Source organism: Streptomyces sp. JLBJ103 (assembly GCF_058215575.1).
In genome coordinates this window covers 3,179,873-3,196,314 of sequence record NZ_CM177089.1, presented here as the reverse complement: position 1 = coordinate 3,196,314, position 16,442 = coordinate 3,179,873, and the positions used below count along the sequence as shown (strand labels likewise).

19 protein-coding genes are annotated in these 16,442 nt (G+C 71.7%); 10 read left to right on the top strand and 9 right to left on the bottom strand.

Annotated features, from left to right (window positions below):
• Positions 1-18 precede the first annotated feature (18 nt).
• The 4 genes from rimI (at position 19) to AC4BEG_RS13805 (ending at position 2,744) form a co-directional block, all read left to right on the top strand.
• On the top strand, positions 19-561 hold the full coding sequence (gene rimI / locus AC4BEG_RS13820; protein ID WP_490707082.1) for a ribosomal protein S18-alanine N-acetyltransferase: 543 nt from the start codon (positions 19-21) through the stop codon (positions 559-561).
• Complete coding sequence (gene tsaD, locus AC4BEG_RS13815; RefSeq protein WP_490706192.1) at positions 554-1,699, top strand: tRNA (adenosine(37)-N6)-threonylcarbamoyltransferase complex transferase subunit TsaD; 1,146 nt, start codon at positions 554-556, stop codon at positions 1,697-1,699. Before rimI ends, tsaD begins: the two co-directional genes overlap by 8 nt.
• A complete protein-coding gene (locus AC4BEG_RS13810; protein ID WP_490706191.1) occupies positions 1,696-1,959 on the top strand; it encodes a hypothetical protein in 264 nt (87 codons plus the stop codon). Before tsaD ends, AC4BEG_RS13810 begins: the two co-directional genes overlap by 4 nt.
• Positions 1,960-2,117: 158 nt before the next feature.
• A complete protein-coding gene (locus AC4BEG_RS13805; RefSeq protein ID WP_490706190.1) occupies positions 2,118-2,744 on the top strand; it encodes a hypothetical protein in 627 nt (208 codons plus the stop codon).
• Between the two features lie 44 nt (positions 2,745-2,788).
• Here AC4BEG_RS13805 and AC4BEG_RS13800 read toward each other — a convergent pair whose 3' ends face one another.
• The 3 genes from AC4BEG_RS13800 to AC4BEG_RS13790 form a co-directional block, all read right to left on the bottom strand.
• Positions 2,789-3,127 carry a WXG100 family type VII secretion target gene (locus AC4BEG_RS13800; protein WP_490706189.1) on the bottom strand — a complete coding sequence of 113 codons (339 nt, stop codon included), beginning with the start codon at positions 3,125-3,127 and terminating at the stop codon, positions 2,789-2,791.
• 297 nt (positions 3,128-3,424) lie between these two features.
• Positions 3,425-4,273, bottom strand: coding sequence for an arylamine N-acetyltransferase family protein (locus AC4BEG_RS13795; protein ID WP_490706188.1), 849 nt, complete (start codon positions 4,271-4,273; stop codon positions 3,425-3,427).
• Between the two features lie 115 nt (positions 4,274-4,388).
• On the bottom strand, positions 4,389-5,117 hold the full coding sequence (locus AC4BEG_RS13790) for a TetR/AcrR family transcriptional regulator (RefSeq protein ID WP_490706187.1): 729 nt from the start codon (positions 5,115-5,117) through the stop codon (positions 4,389-4,391).
• 90 nt (positions 5,118-5,207) lie between these two features.
• On the opposite strand from AC4BEG_RS13790, the gene AC4BEG_RS13785 reads away from it, so the two are divergent.
• The gene (locus tag AC4BEG_RS13785; RefSeq protein ID WP_490706186.1) at positions 5,208-6,689 is read left to right on the top strand and encodes an MFS transporter; all 1,482 of its coding nucleotides are present in this window, start codon (positions 5,208-5,210) and stop codon (positions 6,687-6,689) included.
• Here AC4BEG_RS13785 and AC4BEG_RS13780 read toward each other — a convergent pair.
• Both AC4BEG_RS13780 and AC4BEG_RS13775 read right to left on the bottom strand, forming a co-directional pair.
• Positions 6,652-6,858: a DUF397 domain-containing protein gene (locus AC4BEG_RS13780; RefSeq protein ID WP_201876784.1), complete on the bottom strand. Its 207-nt coding sequence runs from the start codon at positions 6,856-6,858 to the stop codon at positions 6,652-6,654. The genes AC4BEG_RS13785 and AC4BEG_RS13780 overlap by 38 nt on opposite strands.
• Positions 6,859-6,920: 62 nt before the next feature.
• Positions 6,921-7,772 carry a helix-turn-helix domain-containing protein gene (locus AC4BEG_RS13775; RefSeq protein WP_490706185.1) on the bottom strand — a complete coding sequence of 284 codons (852 nt, stop codon included), beginning with the start codon at positions 7,770-7,772 and terminating at the stop codon, positions 6,921-6,923.
• Positions 7,773-7,938: 166 nt separating this feature from the next.
• Here AC4BEG_RS13775 and AC4BEG_RS13770 point away from each other — a divergent pair, with 166 nt between their 5' ends.
• The gene (locus tag AC4BEG_RS13770; protein WP_490706184.1) at positions 7,939-8,481 is read left to right on the top strand and encodes an ATP-binding protein; all 543 of its coding nucleotides are present in this window, start codon (positions 7,939-7,941) and stop codon (positions 8,479-8,481) included.
• Here the strand turns inward: AC4BEG_RS13770 and AC4BEG_RS13765 are convergent.
• Entirely contained in the window at positions 8,471-9,670 is a 1,200-nt protein-coding gene (locus tag AC4BEG_RS13765; protein ID WP_490706183.1) for a class I SAM-dependent methyltransferase, read from the bottom strand. The genes AC4BEG_RS13770 and AC4BEG_RS13765 overlap by 11 nt on opposite strands.
• A gap of 77 nt (positions 9,671-9,747) precedes the next feature.
• Between AC4BEG_RS13765 and AC4BEG_RS13760 the strand changes: the two genes are divergently transcribed.
• From AC4BEG_RS13760 to groL, 3 genes are all read left to right on the top strand, one after another.
• Positions 9,748-10,677, top strand: coding sequence for a polysaccharide deacetylase family protein (locus AC4BEG_RS13760; RefSeq protein ID WP_490706182.1), 930 nt, complete (start codon positions 9,748-9,750; stop codon positions 10,675-10,677).
• 243 nt (positions 10,678-10,920) lie between these two features.
• The gene (gene groES, locus AC4BEG_RS13755) at positions 10,921-11,229 is read left to right on the top strand and encodes a co-chaperone GroES (RefSeq protein WP_176181263.1); all 309 of its coding nucleotides are present in this window, start codon (positions 10,921-10,923) and stop codon (positions 11,227-11,229) included.
• A 94-nt stretch (positions 11,230-11,323) separates the two neighbouring features.
• The gene (gene groL / locus AC4BEG_RS13750; protein ID WP_490706181.1) at positions 11,324-12,949 is read left to right on the top strand and encodes a chaperonin GroEL; all 1,626 of its coding nucleotides are present in this window, start codon (positions 11,324-11,326) and stop codon (positions 12,947-12,949) included.
• Between the two features lie 116 nt (positions 12,950-13,065).
• Here the strand turns inward: groL and AC4BEG_RS13745 are convergent, their stop codons facing one another.
• Both AC4BEG_RS13745 and AC4BEG_RS13740 read right to left on the bottom strand, forming a co-directional pair.
• Positions 13,066-13,839 carry an SDR family NAD(P)-dependent oxidoreductase gene (locus AC4BEG_RS13745; RefSeq protein ID WP_490706180.1) on the bottom strand — a complete coding sequence of 258 codons (774 nt, stop codon included), beginning with the start codon at positions 13,837-13,839 and terminating at the stop codon, positions 13,066-13,068.
• A 157-nt stretch (positions 13,840-13,996) separates the two neighbouring features.
• Positions 13,997-14,698: an MOSC domain-containing protein gene (locus tag AC4BEG_RS13740; RefSeq protein WP_490706179.1), complete on the bottom strand. Its 702-nt coding sequence runs from the start codon at positions 14,696-14,698 to the stop codon at positions 13,997-13,999.
• A gap of 81 nt (positions 14,699-14,779) precedes the next feature.
• On the opposite strand from AC4BEG_RS13740, the gene AC4BEG_RS13735 reads away from it, so the two are divergent.
• Positions 14,780-15,688, top strand: a complete 909-nt coding sequence (locus tag AC4BEG_RS13735) for a LysR family transcriptional regulator (protein WP_490706178.1) — start codon at positions 14,780-14,782, stop codon at positions 15,686-15,688.
• Between the two features lie 150 nt (positions 15,689-15,838).
• Here AC4BEG_RS13735 and AC4BEG_RS13730 read toward each other — a convergent pair whose 3' ends face one another.
• Positions 15,839-16,156, bottom strand: coding sequence for a WhiB family transcriptional regulator (locus AC4BEG_RS13730; RefSeq protein ID WP_176181258.1), 318 nt, complete (start codon positions 16,154-16,156; stop codon positions 15,839-15,841).
• Positions 16,157-16,442: the final 286 nt, after the last annotated feature.

Below are 16,442 nucleotides of genomic sequence, written 5' to 3'. Positions count from 1 at the left end.
ACCGTGACGTTGCGCGAGATGCGCTGGTGGGACATCGACCCGGTGCTGGCGCTCGAGGAGGACCTGTTCCCCGACGACGCGTGGTCGCGCGGGATGTTCTGGTCCGAGCTGGCCCACGCCCGGGGCCGGGACGTCACCCGCCACTACGTGGTCGCGGAAGCGGGCGGCGCCGGGGCGGATCAGGGTGCGGAGCCGGGCGGCATAGTCGGCTACGCCGGGCTCGCGGTCTTCGACCACACCGGCGACGTCCAGACCATCGCCACCGCCCGCGACTACTGGGGCACCGGACTCGGCGCCCGTCTCCTCACCGATCTCCTCGGTGCCGCCACCGCCTTCGAATGCCGTGAGGTGCTCCTCGAGGTGCGCGTCGACAACATCCGCGCACAGCGCCTGTACGAACGCTTCGGCTTCGAGCCCATCGGGCTCCGCAAGGGCTACTACCAGCCGGGCAATGTGGACGCCCTCGTCATGCGGCTGACCGATCCGGCCGCGCCCACCACCCCTTCCGCGGCCGCGGCCGTGCCGCCCTCCTCAGTACAAGGAACGAAGACCCATGGCTGACTCACGCAGCGAACCTCTCGTACTCGGCATCGAGACCTCCTGCGACGAGACCGGCGTCGGGATCGTCCGCGGCCACACCCTGCTCGCCGACGCGGTCGCCTCCAGCGTGGACGAGCACGCCCGCTTCGGCGGTGTGGTCCCCGAGGTCGCCAGCCGCGCCCATCTGGAGGCGATGGTCCCCACCATCCAGCGCGCCCTGAAGGACGCCGGGGTCGCCGCCTCCGACCTCGACGGCATCGCCGTCACCGCCGGTCCCGGACTCGCGGGCGCCCTGCTCGTGGGCGTCTCCGCGGCCAAGGCGTACGCCTACGCCCTCGGCAAGCCGCTCTACGGCGTGAACCACCTCGCCTCGCACATCTGCGTCGACCAGCTGGAGCACGGCCCGCTGCCCGAGCCGACCATGGCCCTCCTGGTCAGCGGCGGCCACTCCTCGCTGCTCCTCGCCCCCGACATCACCTCCGACGTCCGCCCGCTGGGCTCGACCATCGACGACGCGGCGGGGGAGGCGTTCGACAAGATCGCCCGGGTGCTGAACCTCGGCTTCCCGGGCGGCCCGGTCATCGATCGCATCGCGCGCGACGGCGACCCCGGCGCCATCGCCTTCCCCCGCGGCCTCACCGGTCCGCGCGACGCCGCCTACGACTTCTCCTTCTCCGGCCTCAAGACCGCGGTGGCCCGCTGGATCGAGGCCAAGCGGGCGGCGGGCGAGGAGGTCCCGGTCGCCGATGTCTCGGCCTCCTTCCAGGAGGCGGTCGTCGACGTCCTGACCCGCAAGGCCGTCCGCGCCTGCAAGGACGAGGGCGTCGACCACCTGATGATCGGCGGCGGTGTCGCCGCCAACTCCCGGCTGCGCGCCCTGGCCGAGCGCCGCTGCGAGGACGCGGGCATCACCCTGCGCGTCCCGCGTCCCAAGCTGTGCACGGACAACGGCGCGATGGTCGCGGCGCTGGGCGCGGAGATGGTCGCCCGCGGCCGCTCGGCCTCCGCCTGGGACCTGTCCGCCGACTCCTCGCTCCCGGTGACGGACCCGCACGTCCCCGACCCCGAGGCAGCCACCCACAGCCACCCGCACACCCATACCCACTCGCAGACCCACGACCATGTGCACGAGCTGAGCCGGAAGAACCTCTACGCATGACCGTCGCCCTGATGTGGGAGGCCCGGGCCGTCGAGGGCCGGGCCGCCGATCTGCTCACCTGGGCCACCCACCAGCCCCTCGACCCGCCCCCGCTGCGCCGCGAGACCTTCCGCGCTCCCGAGGACCGGGTCCTGGTCATCACCTGGTGGGACGCCGACTACCACACCCCCGGCCTGCCGGAACTCCCGGAACCGGGCGAGGACTTGGTCCGCCGCGCGGTCCACCGGTGGCGCTTCGAATCAGTCGCGGACGGGAGCTGACGCCCCCGCGGGGATGGCGAGTGCTCGGGCAGCCGCTTCGGCCCCGACTGCCCGAGCGCCCTCGCGGCCCAGCAGGTTCTCGCCCGCATCCGCGCCGTGCCCCATGACGCCGTGCGCCATGACGCCGTGCCCATTGCCGTACCAGGCGAAAGGACGCCATGCTCCCTGCCACCACCCTTCCCCCACCGCCCCCGCCCGCACCACAGCGGGGGGAACGGGCCGACCGGGCGGGGTTGCTCGAGGAGCGGGCGCGGGCGATGGGGGTGCTGGCGCGCTGGTACCTGGCGCCGCAACGGGCGCTGCTGCTGTGGCTGGCGGCCGTGGTCTTCGCGCTGGGGTGGGTACTGGCCGTGTCCGGCTTCCAGTTCCTGGTGACGGGCCGGATCGTCGAACAGGTGCTGGGCGTGATGTTCCTGGGCCTGGCGCTGGGGGCCACGATCCCGTCGAGCCTGGGCGTGGCCGCCGGCATCCGGCGCGACGTCGTCGTGGGCGGGCGGCTCCGCGACTGGGCGCGGCTGGACCGCGACCCCCGGACCCTCCCCCTCTGGCGCGTCCCCGGCAGCGCGCTGCTGTGGCTGCTGCCGTCGGTCGTGCTGTGCAGCCTCGGGTCGGTGCTGGGGATGTCCACGGTGTTCTCCGGGACGGGGCCCGAGGGCTTCGGCATGCTGATGGGCGTCTCGGTGGTGTTCGCGGCCGCCGGCGGGCTGGGCCTGGCCAAGGCGATCGACTACTACCGCCTCGTCAGCCGTGAACTCACCCCCGATCCGGGGACGGAGGACCACTAGCCTGGTCCTACGTCCCCGACGTCCCCGACGTCCCCGACGTCCCGTCAGGCGTCCTGCTCCTCCTCGTCGTCCGCCGACGACCGCTGGAGGGACAGGAAGCGGTGGCGCAGATCCAGGTAGGCCGGGCTCAGGCTGTCGCCGTGCCGCTTGGTGGCGTCCTCGATACGGGTCATCAGCTGTCTGATGCGGGCCCCGTCCATGTAGGCGTCGCGCTGAAGCTTCTTGTAGGCCGTGGCGGCGGGGCCCTTCCAGTCGGCGTCCAGCGAGTGGACCAGATGATCGAGGCGCTCGATCTTCCGCTCGAGGTAACTGATCATCTCCTCGAGGTCCTTGATGAGATCAGGGAGTTCCTGATCCGACACGGACAGCTTGTCTTGGCTCATCGTCCCGTCCCTGCCACCCTCCGATCGGCCCAGAGGGTCCGTCACCAAAGGGGGCGTCCGGCCGTGAGCGGCGTCTGGTGCGGTCGATCGCAAGGCGGAGGATCGTCCTCGTACTGGGCGTACTCGGGCGACTCCGACAACGCGGCGAGGTGCCGTACCAGGCGTCGGGAGCAGGGCGGCCCCTTTGATGACGGGCCCTAGGGGGATGATCGTGCCATGCGGCCCCGTGGCGCGGAGCGGCACCCGGGGAATCCGGTGCATCCGCGGTCAGGTGGGGGTGGCGGGGACGGGGCCGGGTCAGGCGGGCAGGACCGTGTCCGAGGGCAGGTCGATGCCGAAGTCGGCGGCCAGGACGCGCAGGACCTCGTCGTTGTCGGTCAGTTCGCGCTCCTTGACGGAGCCGTCGGGGTGGGTCTCGGCCAACGTGCGGTGGATCAGCTGGAGATGGCGGTCGGCGAAGGTGCGCTGGGCGCGCAGGGTGTGCTGGAAGGGGGAGCGCGGGTTGGTGGCCGTGTGCCAGTTGATGACCGCGTAGTCCTGCGGCAGGAAGGGCTCGCGGCTGAACGCGTACTGGTCCTCCCAGACGCCGTCCTGGAGCGCCTGGAAGACCCACAGGTCCTCGAGTCCGTCCGGGTGCGGTTCGCGGATGTAGCGGTGGTGGCGATTGCCCGCGCGGAACTCGGTGCCGGTGACGAACGGTACGGCTGCCAGCAGACCGCCGATCGCGCCGAAGCCCACATCGGCGATCCAGCGCTGTGTCTCGCCCGGGATCTCGACCATCAGCACCATATGGCTGCGCGGGCGGACGGCGCCGGGGGCGGCACCCGCGCGGACGCGGGCGGCGAGGCCGATGACGCCGTAGCCGAGGGCCCGTAGGGCGGCGGTGAGCAGGGAGTTCTGTTCGTAGCAGTAGCCGCCGCGCCGACCGCGGACCAGCTTGGCCTCCAGATCGGGCAGGGCGAGGGAGGGTACCGAGCCGAGGAGGGGCTGGAGGTTCTCGAAGGGGATGGAGGTCACATGCGCCAGGTGCACCGCGCGCAGCGTCTCCACGGTCGGGGCCGGCGGACGGGCGCCGGTCCAGCCGATACGGGTCAGATAGGCATCGAGGTCCAGCTGAGGTGTGGTCTCGGTCGGCGCGTCGGTCATATGTCCGACGGTAACGCCGCGGGAGGGGCGGGGCCTCCTCCCCAGGGGCGGACCCCAACTCCTCCTCTGGACCGAGGACTTCCGGCCGATCAGCCGCCCCGGGCGTCCCGGCCGATCAGCCGCCCCCAGGCCCGCCGTCCCGGCCGAGCAGCCCCGCCACGACCGCCCGCAGCTCCTCCGACACGTCGTACGCGTCCGTGATCCCGTCCCAGCGGCCCGCGAGCGCGGCCAGCCGGGGCAGCTCGGAGGGGTCCGCGCCGGCCAGCAGCGCCGGGAACGCGCCCCGGCGGCTCGGGGCCTCCGCGCGGCGGGTGAGGGCGGCGCGGAAGATGAGCGTGCCGAGGACGAAGTGCCAGATCGAGCGGTAGGTGTGCACCGCCCGGCGCTCGTCCTGCCCGCAGGCCATGGCCGATTCGATGATCTCCTCGACCATCCACAGGGCGTCCCGGTCGGTGAGTTCACCAAGGCTGAGCACCTCGACCACCCACGGCAGTTCCTGGAGCGTGCGGTGCATGTGCAGGGCCGCGGCGTACACCCGCTCGCGCGGATCCCCCGGCAGTTCGGGGCGGGGCCGCGTCCGTGCCATACCGGACAGGACGAGCTGGAGCAGCTCGTCCTTGTCGCGGACGTGGCGGTAGAGGGCCATCGGCGTGGAGCCGACCTCCTTGGCCAGGCGCCGCATGCTCAAGGCCGCGGTGCCCTCCTCCTCGAGGATGCGGCGCGCGGTGGCGACGATCGTCTCCAGCTCCAGACGGCGGGGGCGGCCGCCGGTCCGCCGGGCCGGTCGGTCCTCCGCGGCCCCTGCCGCCGTCTCCGCCGCGTTGGTCTCGGTCTCCTTCGTCACCGGCTCATTGTCCACGCACGGGGTTGGTGTACGCCTTAAGTGTACGCGTACACTAACGTCCTGGCCCGGGGGATCCGATGGAGGAGGACCATGAACGACCAACCGGAACGGACGGGTTGGCTGCTGGCCGTCGCACTCACCGTGCAGTTCGTCGTCGCGCTGGACATGTCCGTGGTGAATGTCGCGCTGCCCGGCATCCGCGACGACCTCGGCTTCGCGCCCGGCGGCCTGCTCTGGGTCGTCAACGCCTACGCCCTCGCCTTCGGCGGGCTGCTGATGCTCGGCGGCCGGCTCGCGGACATCGTGGGCCGGCGCACCACGCTGATGGCCGGGCTCGCGCTCTTCGGTGTCGCCAGTCTCGGCGGCGGGCTGGCGGGGTCGCCGGGCTGGCTGATCGCCGCGCGGGCGGTGCAGGGGGTGGGCGCGGCGGCGCTCGCGCCGGTGGCGTTCACGCTGATCGCCGTCACCTTCCCGGCCGGACCCGCGCGGGCGCGGGCCCTGGGGCTGTGGGGGATGGCCGCGGCGGCGGGCGGCGCGGTCGGGGTGCTGGCCGGAGGGCTGCTCACCGAGTGGACGGGCTGGCGCTCCGTGCTGCTGATCAATGTGCCGATCGTGCTCGCCGCGATGGCCGCGGCCCGCTTCTCGGTGGCACCCGACCGGCGCGAGGGCCCGCCCGCCCGGCTGGACGTGGCCGGGGCGCTGCTGGTCACCGGGGGAATGACGGCCCTGGTGCTGGCGCTGGTGCGCACCGGGGCCCACTCCTGGGGTTCGGCGACCACTCTGATCACCCTCGCCGTCGCGGCCGCGCTGCTGGTGGCTTTCGTCGTGGTGGAACAGCGGGTGGCGCGACCACTGTTGCGGATCGGGCTGCTGCGGCAGCGCTCGGTGCTGGTCGCGAACCTCTTCGTACTGCTGCTGTTCTCCGGCCAGTTCGCGGCCTTCTACTTCACCTCGCTCTATATGCAGCAGATCCTCGGGTACGGGCCGATCAGGGCCGGGACCGCGTTTCTGCCCTTCTGCACCGGCATCGTGATCGGCTCGCTCACCGCGACCCGCACGGTGGCCCGGTTCGGGGTGCGTACGCTGCTGGTCGCGGGCGGGCTGCTGGGCGCCGCCGGGTTCGGCTGGTTCCGGCTGACGGTCGGGGTGGAGGGCGGATTCGTGGACTCGATCCTCGGCCCCTCGCTCCTGGCGAGCGTCGGCATCGGGCTGTGCGTCGTCCCGATGGGCACGGCCGCGACGACGGGTGTGGCGGCGCGGGAGGCCGGTATGGCCTCCGGCCTGGTCAACAGCTCACGGCAGATCGGGGGTTCGCTGGGGCTCGCGGTCCTCGCGACGGTGGCCTCGCACACCACGGACGCCGAGGGCGGCAGCGGCCCGTCCGGCCCGTCCGCTCTCGTATCCGGCTATGCCACGGCCTTCGGTGTGGCGGGCGCACTGCTGGCGGTGGCCGCGCTGAGCGCGGCGCTGCTGCTGCCGAAGCGTACGGAACCGGCGGTGGCGGGAGCGGTGGCGGCGTCCGCCGAGCCACCCGTCACGGCGCCGCGAGGTGATCGAACGCGCCTGCCTTGACCGCGTCGAGCAGCGCCCGCAGCCGCGCGGGTGTGGTGGCCAGGACGGTGTCGGGGTCGTCGCTCTCGCGCAGGGCGACCCCGCCGCCGGGTATGGAGGCGATCTCCACACAGGAACTGCCGTCCCCCTGGGTGGAGTAGGAGGACTTGCGCCAGGTGATCTCGGGCATGTGCGCGCTTTCCAACGATGTGTACGGGCGGTGTGTGCGGGCGGTGTGTACGGGGCCGGTGGTCAGAGCTCCCGGATGATGCCGTGGATCAGGTCCCGCGACGGGGCCGTGGCCAGGCTCACCTTCGTCGTCCGGTCCAGGACCGCCCGGTGGATGGTCAGTTGGGTCTCGGCGTGCAGGAACATGGGCCCGTGCGCCGAATCCAGCTGCACGGTGTCCAGCTGCGGCACCGCGCCCGAGGCGTAGGTGACGGAGACGCCGGAGACGGGGAAGCCGCCCGCCTCGAAGGGGATCACCCGCACGGTGACGTTCTTCCGTGTGGACGCCTCCAGCAGGCTCTCCAGCTGGGCGCGCATCAGCTGCGGTCCGCCGAACCGCATCCGCAGGGACGCCTCGTGGACGATGAAGGTGCACGGCGGCGGCTCGTCCCGGTCGAGGATGTCCCGGCGCTTCATCCGGTGGGAGAGCCTGCGCCGGAGCTCGGTCGGGGACCATGGGGGCACCGTCTCGTTGAGGACGGCGGTGGCGTACGCCTCCGTCTGCAACAGACCGGGCAGAAACATCAGCTCGACCACGCGCAGGCTCTCCGCGCAGTACTCCAGCTCGGCGAGGTCGAGTCCGCCGGTGGCGATATGGCCGCGGTACTCCTCCCACCAACCGCCCTTGCGCTCCCGGGCCATGGCGACGAGCGCGTCGACGTAGGCGCGGTCCGGACAGGCGTAGATCGAGGCCAGTGCGCGGACCCGCTCCTCGCTCACCCCGAAGCGCGCCAGCTCCAGGTTGGTGATGTGGGTGCGGTTGATGCCCAGCCGGTCGGCGGCGTCCTGGATGCTGAGTCCGGCCTTCTCGCGCATCCTCCTCAGCTCCGTGCCCAGCCGGAGTTGACGGGCGGTGGGGGCGCTTCTGGGGGGCATGCTCCTCCGTTGCTCTTTCGCCCGCGGGGGCCGAGTGTCGGGGAAATTAACCGGTGCCGTAGCAGATGTTTCCATATCTGCCCTACCGTGGGTGGCGGAACCGCTACCACCCGTTGATCGCCGCAACGGTACGCGCACCATCGGCCCCCTCGCTGGGAGTTGACCCATGGGTACCGACCACGAGTCCGAGGACCTCCCGCCGTCCGCGTCCGCCTCGCCGTCCCCGTCCGCCCCGCGCGCTGCCGGACCTGGCTCCGGTTCCGGCGCGGCCGCCGCCTCCGGCGACCCGTACGTCTACACCCTGCGCGGCAGCCGCGGCCCCGCCTCGCCCAAGATCCTGCGGGACTTCGTCGCCTGCGTCCTGAACTGCACCGGCCGGCAGGCCCTGGTGGACACCGCGACCGTCTGCACCTCGGAACTGGTCACCAACGCCTGGCTGCACGCCGAGGGCGACGCGCTGATGCTGCGCGTGGTGATCGAGCCCCCGCGGCTGCGCGTGCTGCTCTACGACGGCTGCGCCGCGCTCCCGGTGCCCTCGCGCCTCCCGGACGGCGACCATCCGTACGGCCGGGGGCTGCGTGTGGTCGGCGCGCTCGCCGACGCCTGGGGGACGGCGGAGGGGGACCCGGCGGGCGCCTACGCCAAGGCGGTCTGGTTCGAGCTGCGCGACCCCGAGGGGGCCTCGCGCACGGCCTCGCTCACGGAATAGCCGGATCGGTCTCGGCCGGATGCCCCAGCAGCATCGTCGGGGCGCCGTCGACGCGTGTGAGCAGGATGGTGCAGGAGTTCCGCCCGGCCAGGCGCAGCTTCTTGCGCAGCGCCTCCGGCTCCACCGCCGAACCGCGCTTCTTGATCGTGGCGATGCCGATCTCCCGCTCCCGCAGCAGCGCCTTGAGCTTCTTGAGGTTGAACGGCAGCACATCGGTGATCTCGTACGCCGTGGCGTACGGCGTCGGGCGCAGCTCGTCCGCCGTGATGTAGGCGATCGTCGGGTCGATCAGACGGCCGCCGATGCGGGCCGCGACATCCGCCACCAGATGGGCGCGGATCACGGCGCCGTCCGGTTCGTACAGCCAGCGCCCCACCGGGCCGGCCGGCGGATCGGGCAGCAGCCGGGTGCCCAGAAGCGAGTGAGCGGCCGGGAGGAGGGTGGCGCGGCGCATCCCGGGGCGGGCCGTGCCGAACCACAGCACGGCCTCCTTCACATGCCCGTGGTCCGAGATCCACTCGGCCTCCGCGTCCTCCGGTACCGCCTCGTGGGGAACGCCCGGGGCGATCTTGAGGGCGGCGCGCGGAGTGGTGCGGGCGGCCTCGATGGCCCAGGAGAGCGGCGGTGAGTACGCCTCGGGGTCGAAGACCCGGCCCCGGCCGCCGCGCCGGGCGGGGTCGACGAAGACCGCGTCGAAGGGGGCGGTGTCGATCTCGGTGACATCCGCGCAGCGGACCTCGATGAGGTCGGACAGGCCCAGCGCCTCGGCGTTGGCGCGGGCCGCCGCGCAGGTCAGCGGATCCCGGTCGACGGCCAGCACGGAGATCCCGGCGCGCGCCAGCGCGATGGCGTCGCCCCCGATGCCACAGCACAGATCGGCGACGCTGCGCACCCCGAACCCGGCGAACCGCTCGGCTCGGTGGACGGCCACGGAGGTACGGGTGGACTGCTCGACACCGTGTGGCGTGAAGTACATCCGGTGGGCGTCCTCGCCGAACTTGGCGACCGCCCGCTGGCGCAACTGGGCCTGCGTCAGCGCCGCCGAGACCAGCGCGGCCGGATGGTCACGGCGCAGCCGGGTCGCGGTGGCGAGCTCGTCCGCGGGGTCGTGATCCCGGAGCGCGGTGAGCAGCGCCTGCCCCTCGTCGCCGAGCAGTGAGTCGAAGGCGTCAACGTCCACATGGCCCATTCTCCCCGCTCCGGCGGGCGCATTCGCACCAGCGTGGCGCGCGCTTCCACACATTCCGACTGAAGATCGGTTATGTGATGATGATCAAGAATGGGTTTTCGAGGTATCTGGTTCTGGCCGCCGCGGCGGCCGTGTTCACGGGCTGCGGAAGCCTCGACGGTCCGCTCGCCCGCACCGCCGAGGACGCCGGCACGGCGACGGCGTCCTCCACGTCACCGTCCGAGGGGCATTCCGCCTCCGCGCGGCCGGTTCCCCCGGGATCACGAGGGGCCTCGGATGCGCCCTCCTTACCGCCCGCGGCCCCCGCGGGCATTCCCGGGGCGTACCACCGGTGGGGGCTGGACCGGCCGCTGGACAAACCGCCGCCCGCGCCCGCCGCCAAACCGCTGCTCGCCCCGGTGGAGCCGTCCGGCGAGGGGCTGCCGCCGGTCATCCGGCGGGTGCGGACCAACGATCGGGTGGTCTTCCTGACGATCGACGACGGCATCGAGAAGGATCCGCGCTTCCTGGAGCAGGCCCGCGACCTCGGTCTGCCGTTCACCGGCTTCCTCACCGACAACGTGATCGGCGACCACTACGACTACTTCGACGAGCTCCAGCGACTCGGCAACTCGATGGGGAACCACACCCTCACCCACCCCAGCCTGGCCGGTCGCGACTACGACAGCCAGCGGCAGGAGATCTGCGGTCAGCAGGAGAACCTCCGTAACCACCTCGGCCGCCAGCCGCGGCTGTTCCGCCCGCCCTACGGCGCGTACGACGAAACGACGCTCCGCGCGGCGGCCGACTGCGGGGTGCGGACCGTGGTGCTGTGGCGCGCCGAGATGGAGCCGCGGGGGATGGCCTACCGGTCCGGCGGCAGTCTCCAGCCGGGGGACATCGTGCTCGCGCACTTCCGCGGCCCGGAGCAGCTGGAGGGGAAGTCCATGACCGACATGATCACGGAGCTGGTGCGGTCGATCCAGGAGCAGGGGTTCACGGTCGCGCGGCTGGAGGACTACGTCTGACAGGGCCGACGACAGGGCCCGGCGGGCCCGGCGGCGCGGTGGCGGGCGGAGTCCGTCCCCGCGCCGCTTTGGCACTCTAGTTGACTGAGTGCTAACCGCGTCATAATGTCGAGGCTGGCACTCGGCACTGCGGAGTGCCAGCTACACAGCGACGGGCAGGTCCGGCACCCGCGACGACGGATCCACCTGGTCGCCACCTCAGACAGTTAACCCCGTGAGATCTCCGAAGGGGGAGGTCGGATCGTGACGACCACCAGCTCCAAGGTTGCCATCAAGCCGCTCGAGGACCGCATCGTGGTCCAGCCGCTCGACGCCGAGCAGACCACGGCTTCCGGTCTGGTCATCCCGGACACCGCCAAGGAGAAGCCCCAGGAGGGCGTCGTCCTGGCCGTGGGCCCGGGCCGCTTCGAGGACGGCAACCGTCTTCCGCTCGATGTCGCCGTCGGTGACGTCGTGCTCTACAGCAAGTACGGCGGCACCGAGGTGAAGTACAGCGGCGAGGAGTACCTCGTCCTCTCGGCTCGCGACGTCCTCGCGATCGTCGAGAAGTAATCACCGAAGTTTTGCCTATGAGCCGCGCCCCGGTGCCCGTGTCACAGATACCCGGGGTCGGGGCGCGGTTCGTTTGAGAGGACATACGCAACTCATGGCGAAGATCCTGAAGTTCGACGAGGACGCCCGTCGCGCCCTCGAGCGCGGCGTCAACAAGCTGGCGGACACGGTCAAGGTGACCATCGGCCCCCGTGGCCGCAACGTGGTCATCGACAAGAAGTTCGGCGCGCCGACCATCACCAACGACGGTGTCACCATCGCCCGTGAGGTCGAGGTCGAGGACCCGTACGAGAACCTTGGCGCCCAGCTCGTCAAGGAGGTGGCGACCAAGACCAACGACATCGCGGGTGACGGCACCACCACCGCCACCGTGCTGGCCCAGGCGCTGGTCCGCGAGGGCCTGCGCAACGTGGCCGCCGGTGCCTCCCCGGCCGCCCTGAAGAAGGGCATCGACGCCGCGGTCAAGGCCGTCTCGGACGACCTGCTGGCCACCGCGCGCCCGATCGACTCCAAGTCCGACATCGCCGCCGTGGCCGCGCTGTCCGCCCAGGACAAGCAGGTCGGCGAGCTCATCGCCGAGGCGATGGACAAGGTCGGCAAGGACGGCGTCATCACCGTCGAGGAGTCCAACACCTTCGGTCTGGAGCTCGACTTCACCGAGGGCATGGCCTTCGACAAGGGCTACCTCTCGCCGTACATGGTGACCGACCAGGAGCGTATGGAGGCCGTCCTCGACGACCCGTACATCCTGATCCACCAGGGCAAGATCTCCTCGATCCAGGACCTGCTGCCGCTGCTGGAGAAGGTCATCCAGTCCGGTGGCAGCAAGCCGCTGCTGATCATCGCCGAGGACGTGGAGGGCGAGGCCCTGTCCACCCTCGTCGTCAACAAGATCCGTGGCACCTTCAACGCCGTCGCGGTGAAGGCCCCGGGCTTCGGTGACCGCCGCAAGGCGATGCTCGGCGACATGGCGACCCTCACCGGCGCCACCGTCATCGCCGAGGAGGTCGGCCTCAAGCTGGACCAGGCCGGTCTGGACGTGCTGGGCACCGCCCGCCGCGTGACCGTCACCAAGGACGACACCACCATCGTCGACGGTGGCGGCAAGTCCGAGGACGTCACCGGCCGGATCGCCCAGATCAAGGCCGAGATCGAGGCTACCGACTCCGACTGGGACCGCGAGAAGCTCCAGGAGCGTCTGGCGAAGCTGGCCGGCGGTGTGTGTGTGATCCGCGTGGGCGCGGCCACCGAGGTCGAGCTCAAGGAGAAGAAGCACCGTCTGGAGGACGCCATCTCCGCGACCCGCGCCGCGGTCGAGGAGGGCATCGTCTCCGGTGGTGGTTCCGCTCTGGTCCACGCCGCCAAGGTGCTCGAGGGCAACCTCGGCCTGGACGGCGACGAGGCCACCGGTGTCGCCGTGGTCCGCCGCGCCTCCGTCGAGCCGCTGCGCTGGATCGCCGAGAACGCCGGTCTCGAGGGCTACGTCATCACCTCGAAGGTGGCCGAGCTCGAGAAGGGCCACGGCTACAACGCGGCCACCGAGGAGTACGGCGACCTGGTGAAGGCGGGCGTCATCGACCCCGTCAAGGTCACCCGCTCCGCGCTGGAGAACGCCGCGTCGATCGCCTCGCTGCTGCTCACCACCGAGACCCTGGTGGTCGAGAAGCCGGCCGAGGACGAGCCGGAGGCCGCGGGCCACGGCCACGGTCACGCGCACTGACGCGCGCCGCACGCCACGAAGGCGCGGTCACCCCGGTCGGGGTGACCGCGCCTTCGCGCTGCACAGGGGCGCGAACGCCTGCGCCTTCGCGCTGCGGGGCGACTGCTGCGGGCGGGTTACCGGCGGGCGTAGTTGCGGCCGACCCGGGAGGAGACCGCGGACACCGCGGACCTCGGGACCAGCTTCGCCAGCCCCGTCATCGTCTTGTAGCGCGGGTCCGGAATCGACAGCGACTTCCCGCGTGAGAAGTCCTTCAGCGCCGTCGCGACCAGCCGGTCGGCGTCCAGCCACATCCAGCTCGGCACGCTGTCCGGCTTGATCCCGGCCCGCGCGTGGAACTCCGTCCGCACAAAACCGGGGCACAGCACCATCAGCCGGACACCCGCACCGGCCAGATCCTTCGCCGCACCCTGGGTGAACTGCACGACCCACGCCTTGCTCGCGCCGTACGTCCCGCGCGGGAAGAACGCCGCGATCGACGACACGTTGATCACCCCGCCGCGCCCCCGGGTGCGCATCGTCTCGCAGGCCGCGCTGGTGAGCCGGAGCACCGCCTCGCAGTGGAGCTTGAGCATCCGCAGCTCATCGGTGAGCGGCACCTCCAGATAGCGGCCGCGGTTGCCGAACCCGGCGTTGTTGACGAGCAGATCGACCGGGTGTGTGCGATCGGCGAGCCGGGCCTCGACCGCCGCGATGCCGTCCTCCTCGGACAGGTCGGCGCGCAGCACCTCGGCCTCCACGCCGTGCCGGTCGTGCAAATCCGCCGCCTGCTCGTGCAGCCGCTTCTCGTCGCGGGCGACGAGCACCAGGTTGTGCCCGTCGGCGGCGAGCCGGCTCGCGAAGGAGGCGCCGATGCCCGCCGTGGTCCCGGTAATCAGTGCAGTCGTCATAGGCGCACGTTATCGGCAGGGGGGCGACCGGACGGGCGGTGCGGCGATCTCGACCGGTCTTGGCCGGAACGAATGCTTCCGTCGGGGTGCGGGTTCGTTTCTTCGCGTTTGCCGGGGCGGTTCCTCGGCGGTCAGCGCGAGTCAGCGGGCGGGCCCGTCAGCGGTCGGCGTCGGTGCCCCGCCGTCTCTCGGCCTTCGCCAGGTAGCCGAGGGCCTTCTCCCGCGCCTCGGGGTGCAGGGCGTCACCCGCGGCCAGCACCCGCGGCAGCAGTACCCGTTCGGTGGTCTGGGCGCGGAACAGGAAGGAGACGGACACCTCGTGGTCGGGCCGGTGCACGATCTCGACGGGGTCGCCGGAGCGGATCTCACCCGGTTCGAGCACCCGCAGATAGGCGCCGGGGACGGCCGCCAGGGTGAACCGCTTCAGCCAGCCCCGCTCGCCCAGCCAGCCCGCGAACGTCCGGCAGGGGATACGCGGCGAGGTCACCTCCAGCAGCAGATCGCGGCCGATTCGCCAGCGCTCGCCGACCAGGGTGCCGGAGACATCGATCCCGCGCGTGGTGAGGTTCTCGCCGAAGGCGCCGTTGCGCAGCTCACGGCCCAACTCGCGCTCCCAGGTGTCGAGATCCTCGCGCGCGTAGGCATAGACCGCCTGGTCTTCGCCGCCGTGGTAGCGGGTGTCGCAGACGGCGTCCCCCGTCAGACCGCTGCCGCCGATGCCCTTCGGACCCGGAGCCGTCACCCGCACCGGGCCGTCGACCGGCCGCTTGTCGATACCGGTGCCGGTGGGGCAGTCGGTGTAGTCGACCATCATCGCGCGCCCGACGTTCACGGTGAGCACGCCCGCGAATTGCACCATGCTTCGAACGGTAAACGACCAAGACCAAAGCGTCGACGCGATAGTGCGGTTCGTGTCCAAGGGTCGCTTATGCTCAAAGACATGATCGAGGCCCGTCATCTCAGGGTGCTGCGCGCGGTGGCCGCCACCGGCTCCTTCTCCGCGGCGGCGCGTGAGCTGGGCTGCACCCAGCCGGCCGTCAGCCAGCAGATGAAGGCCCTGGAGGGGGCCGCGGGCACCCCGCTGCTGATCCGTACCGGCCGGGAGATGCGGCTGACCGAGGCGGGCGAGGCCCTGGTGCGGCACGCCGCGGGCATCCTGGCCGGGCTGACCGCCGCCGAGGAGGAGGTCGCGGCGATAGCCGGGCTGCGGGCGGGCCGGGTGCGGCTGGTGTCGTTCCCCAGCGGCAGTTCGACGCTGGTGCCGTCCGCGCTCGCCGAGATGCGCGCCGCCCACCCCGGGACCCAGGTCTCGCTGGTGGAGGCCGAACCGCCGCGCTCGGTGGAGATGCTCCGGGCGGGTGACTGCGAGATCGCCGTGGCCTTCCGCTATCCGCAGGTCGACGGCGCGGCGGAGGCGGGTGCGGGCTGGGAGGACCTGGTGGCGCGGCCGCTGCTGAGCGACCGGCTGGTGGTCGTGGTCCCGCGGGAGCACCGGCTGGCGGGGGCCGGGACGGTGGGGATGGCGGAGCTGGCGGAGGAGCCGTGGATCGCGGGCTGTCCGCGCTGCCGCCGTCATCTGGTGGAGGTGTGCGAGTCCGAGGGCTTCACCCCGCGGATCGACTTCGCGACGGACGACTACCCGGCGGTGATCGGCCTGGTGGCGGCCGGGCTCGGGGTCGCGGTGCTGCCGGAGCTGGCGCTGGAGTCGGTGCGCGCCAAGGGGGCGGTAACGCTGGAGGTCAAGCCCGCGGTGCGGCGTGAGGTGGTGGCGCTGACACTGCCGGACCTGGCACGGGTGCCCGCGGTGGCTGCCACGCTGGACCGGCTGGAGCGGGCGGCGCGCCGCTGAGGGGCGCGTCGGGCCCGGGGCCCGCGCGGTGAGAGGCGTTGAGAACCCGCGCCGTACACGCGCCAGCAGGCGGGAATGCGCCGCTCATCGTCTCCGGATGCGGCCGGATGGGTGATGGAACGTTTCTTCAGTCGGTCGGGTGGAATCCCGTCAGGATCCGGGTGGCCCTGACGAGGTGGCCACCGCGCGGTGGCGCGCCCGCCCCATGAGCTCCTCACGTTCGTCCTCGGTCAGTCCGCCCCACACGCCGTACGGCTCGCGTACGGCGAGTGCGTGAGCCGCGCACTGCGCCCGTACCGGGCAGCGCATGCACACCTCTTTCGCCGACATCTCCCGCGCGCTGCGAGCGGCGCCGCGCTCCCCTTCCGGGTGGAAGAAGAGCGAGCTGTCGACCCCGCGACACGCGGCCAGAAGCTGCCAGTCCCACAGGTCGGCGTTCGGACCGGGAAGACGGGAGAAATCTGCCATTGCCTTGTCTCCTCGTAGCGATCGGCTGCGGACGCTGTGTCCTGGGTCGCACACCTACGGTGTAAGTAGATGTAAATATGACTCATTGCGAATCTAGCCACACAGCTCGGCAAATTGGAAGCAAGGTCGCCAAATGCCACCGAAGGGGATGACCTGGGGTGGACCTATGGGGGAGAGGCGCTGAGGCGCGACCGGCGCGACGAAGCAGCTCTGTATCCGTCCCCTCACGTAGAGTGTCGAAGGTGGCCGCCGAACCCCGTAACTCTTTCGGGTGACCGTCGTTGAG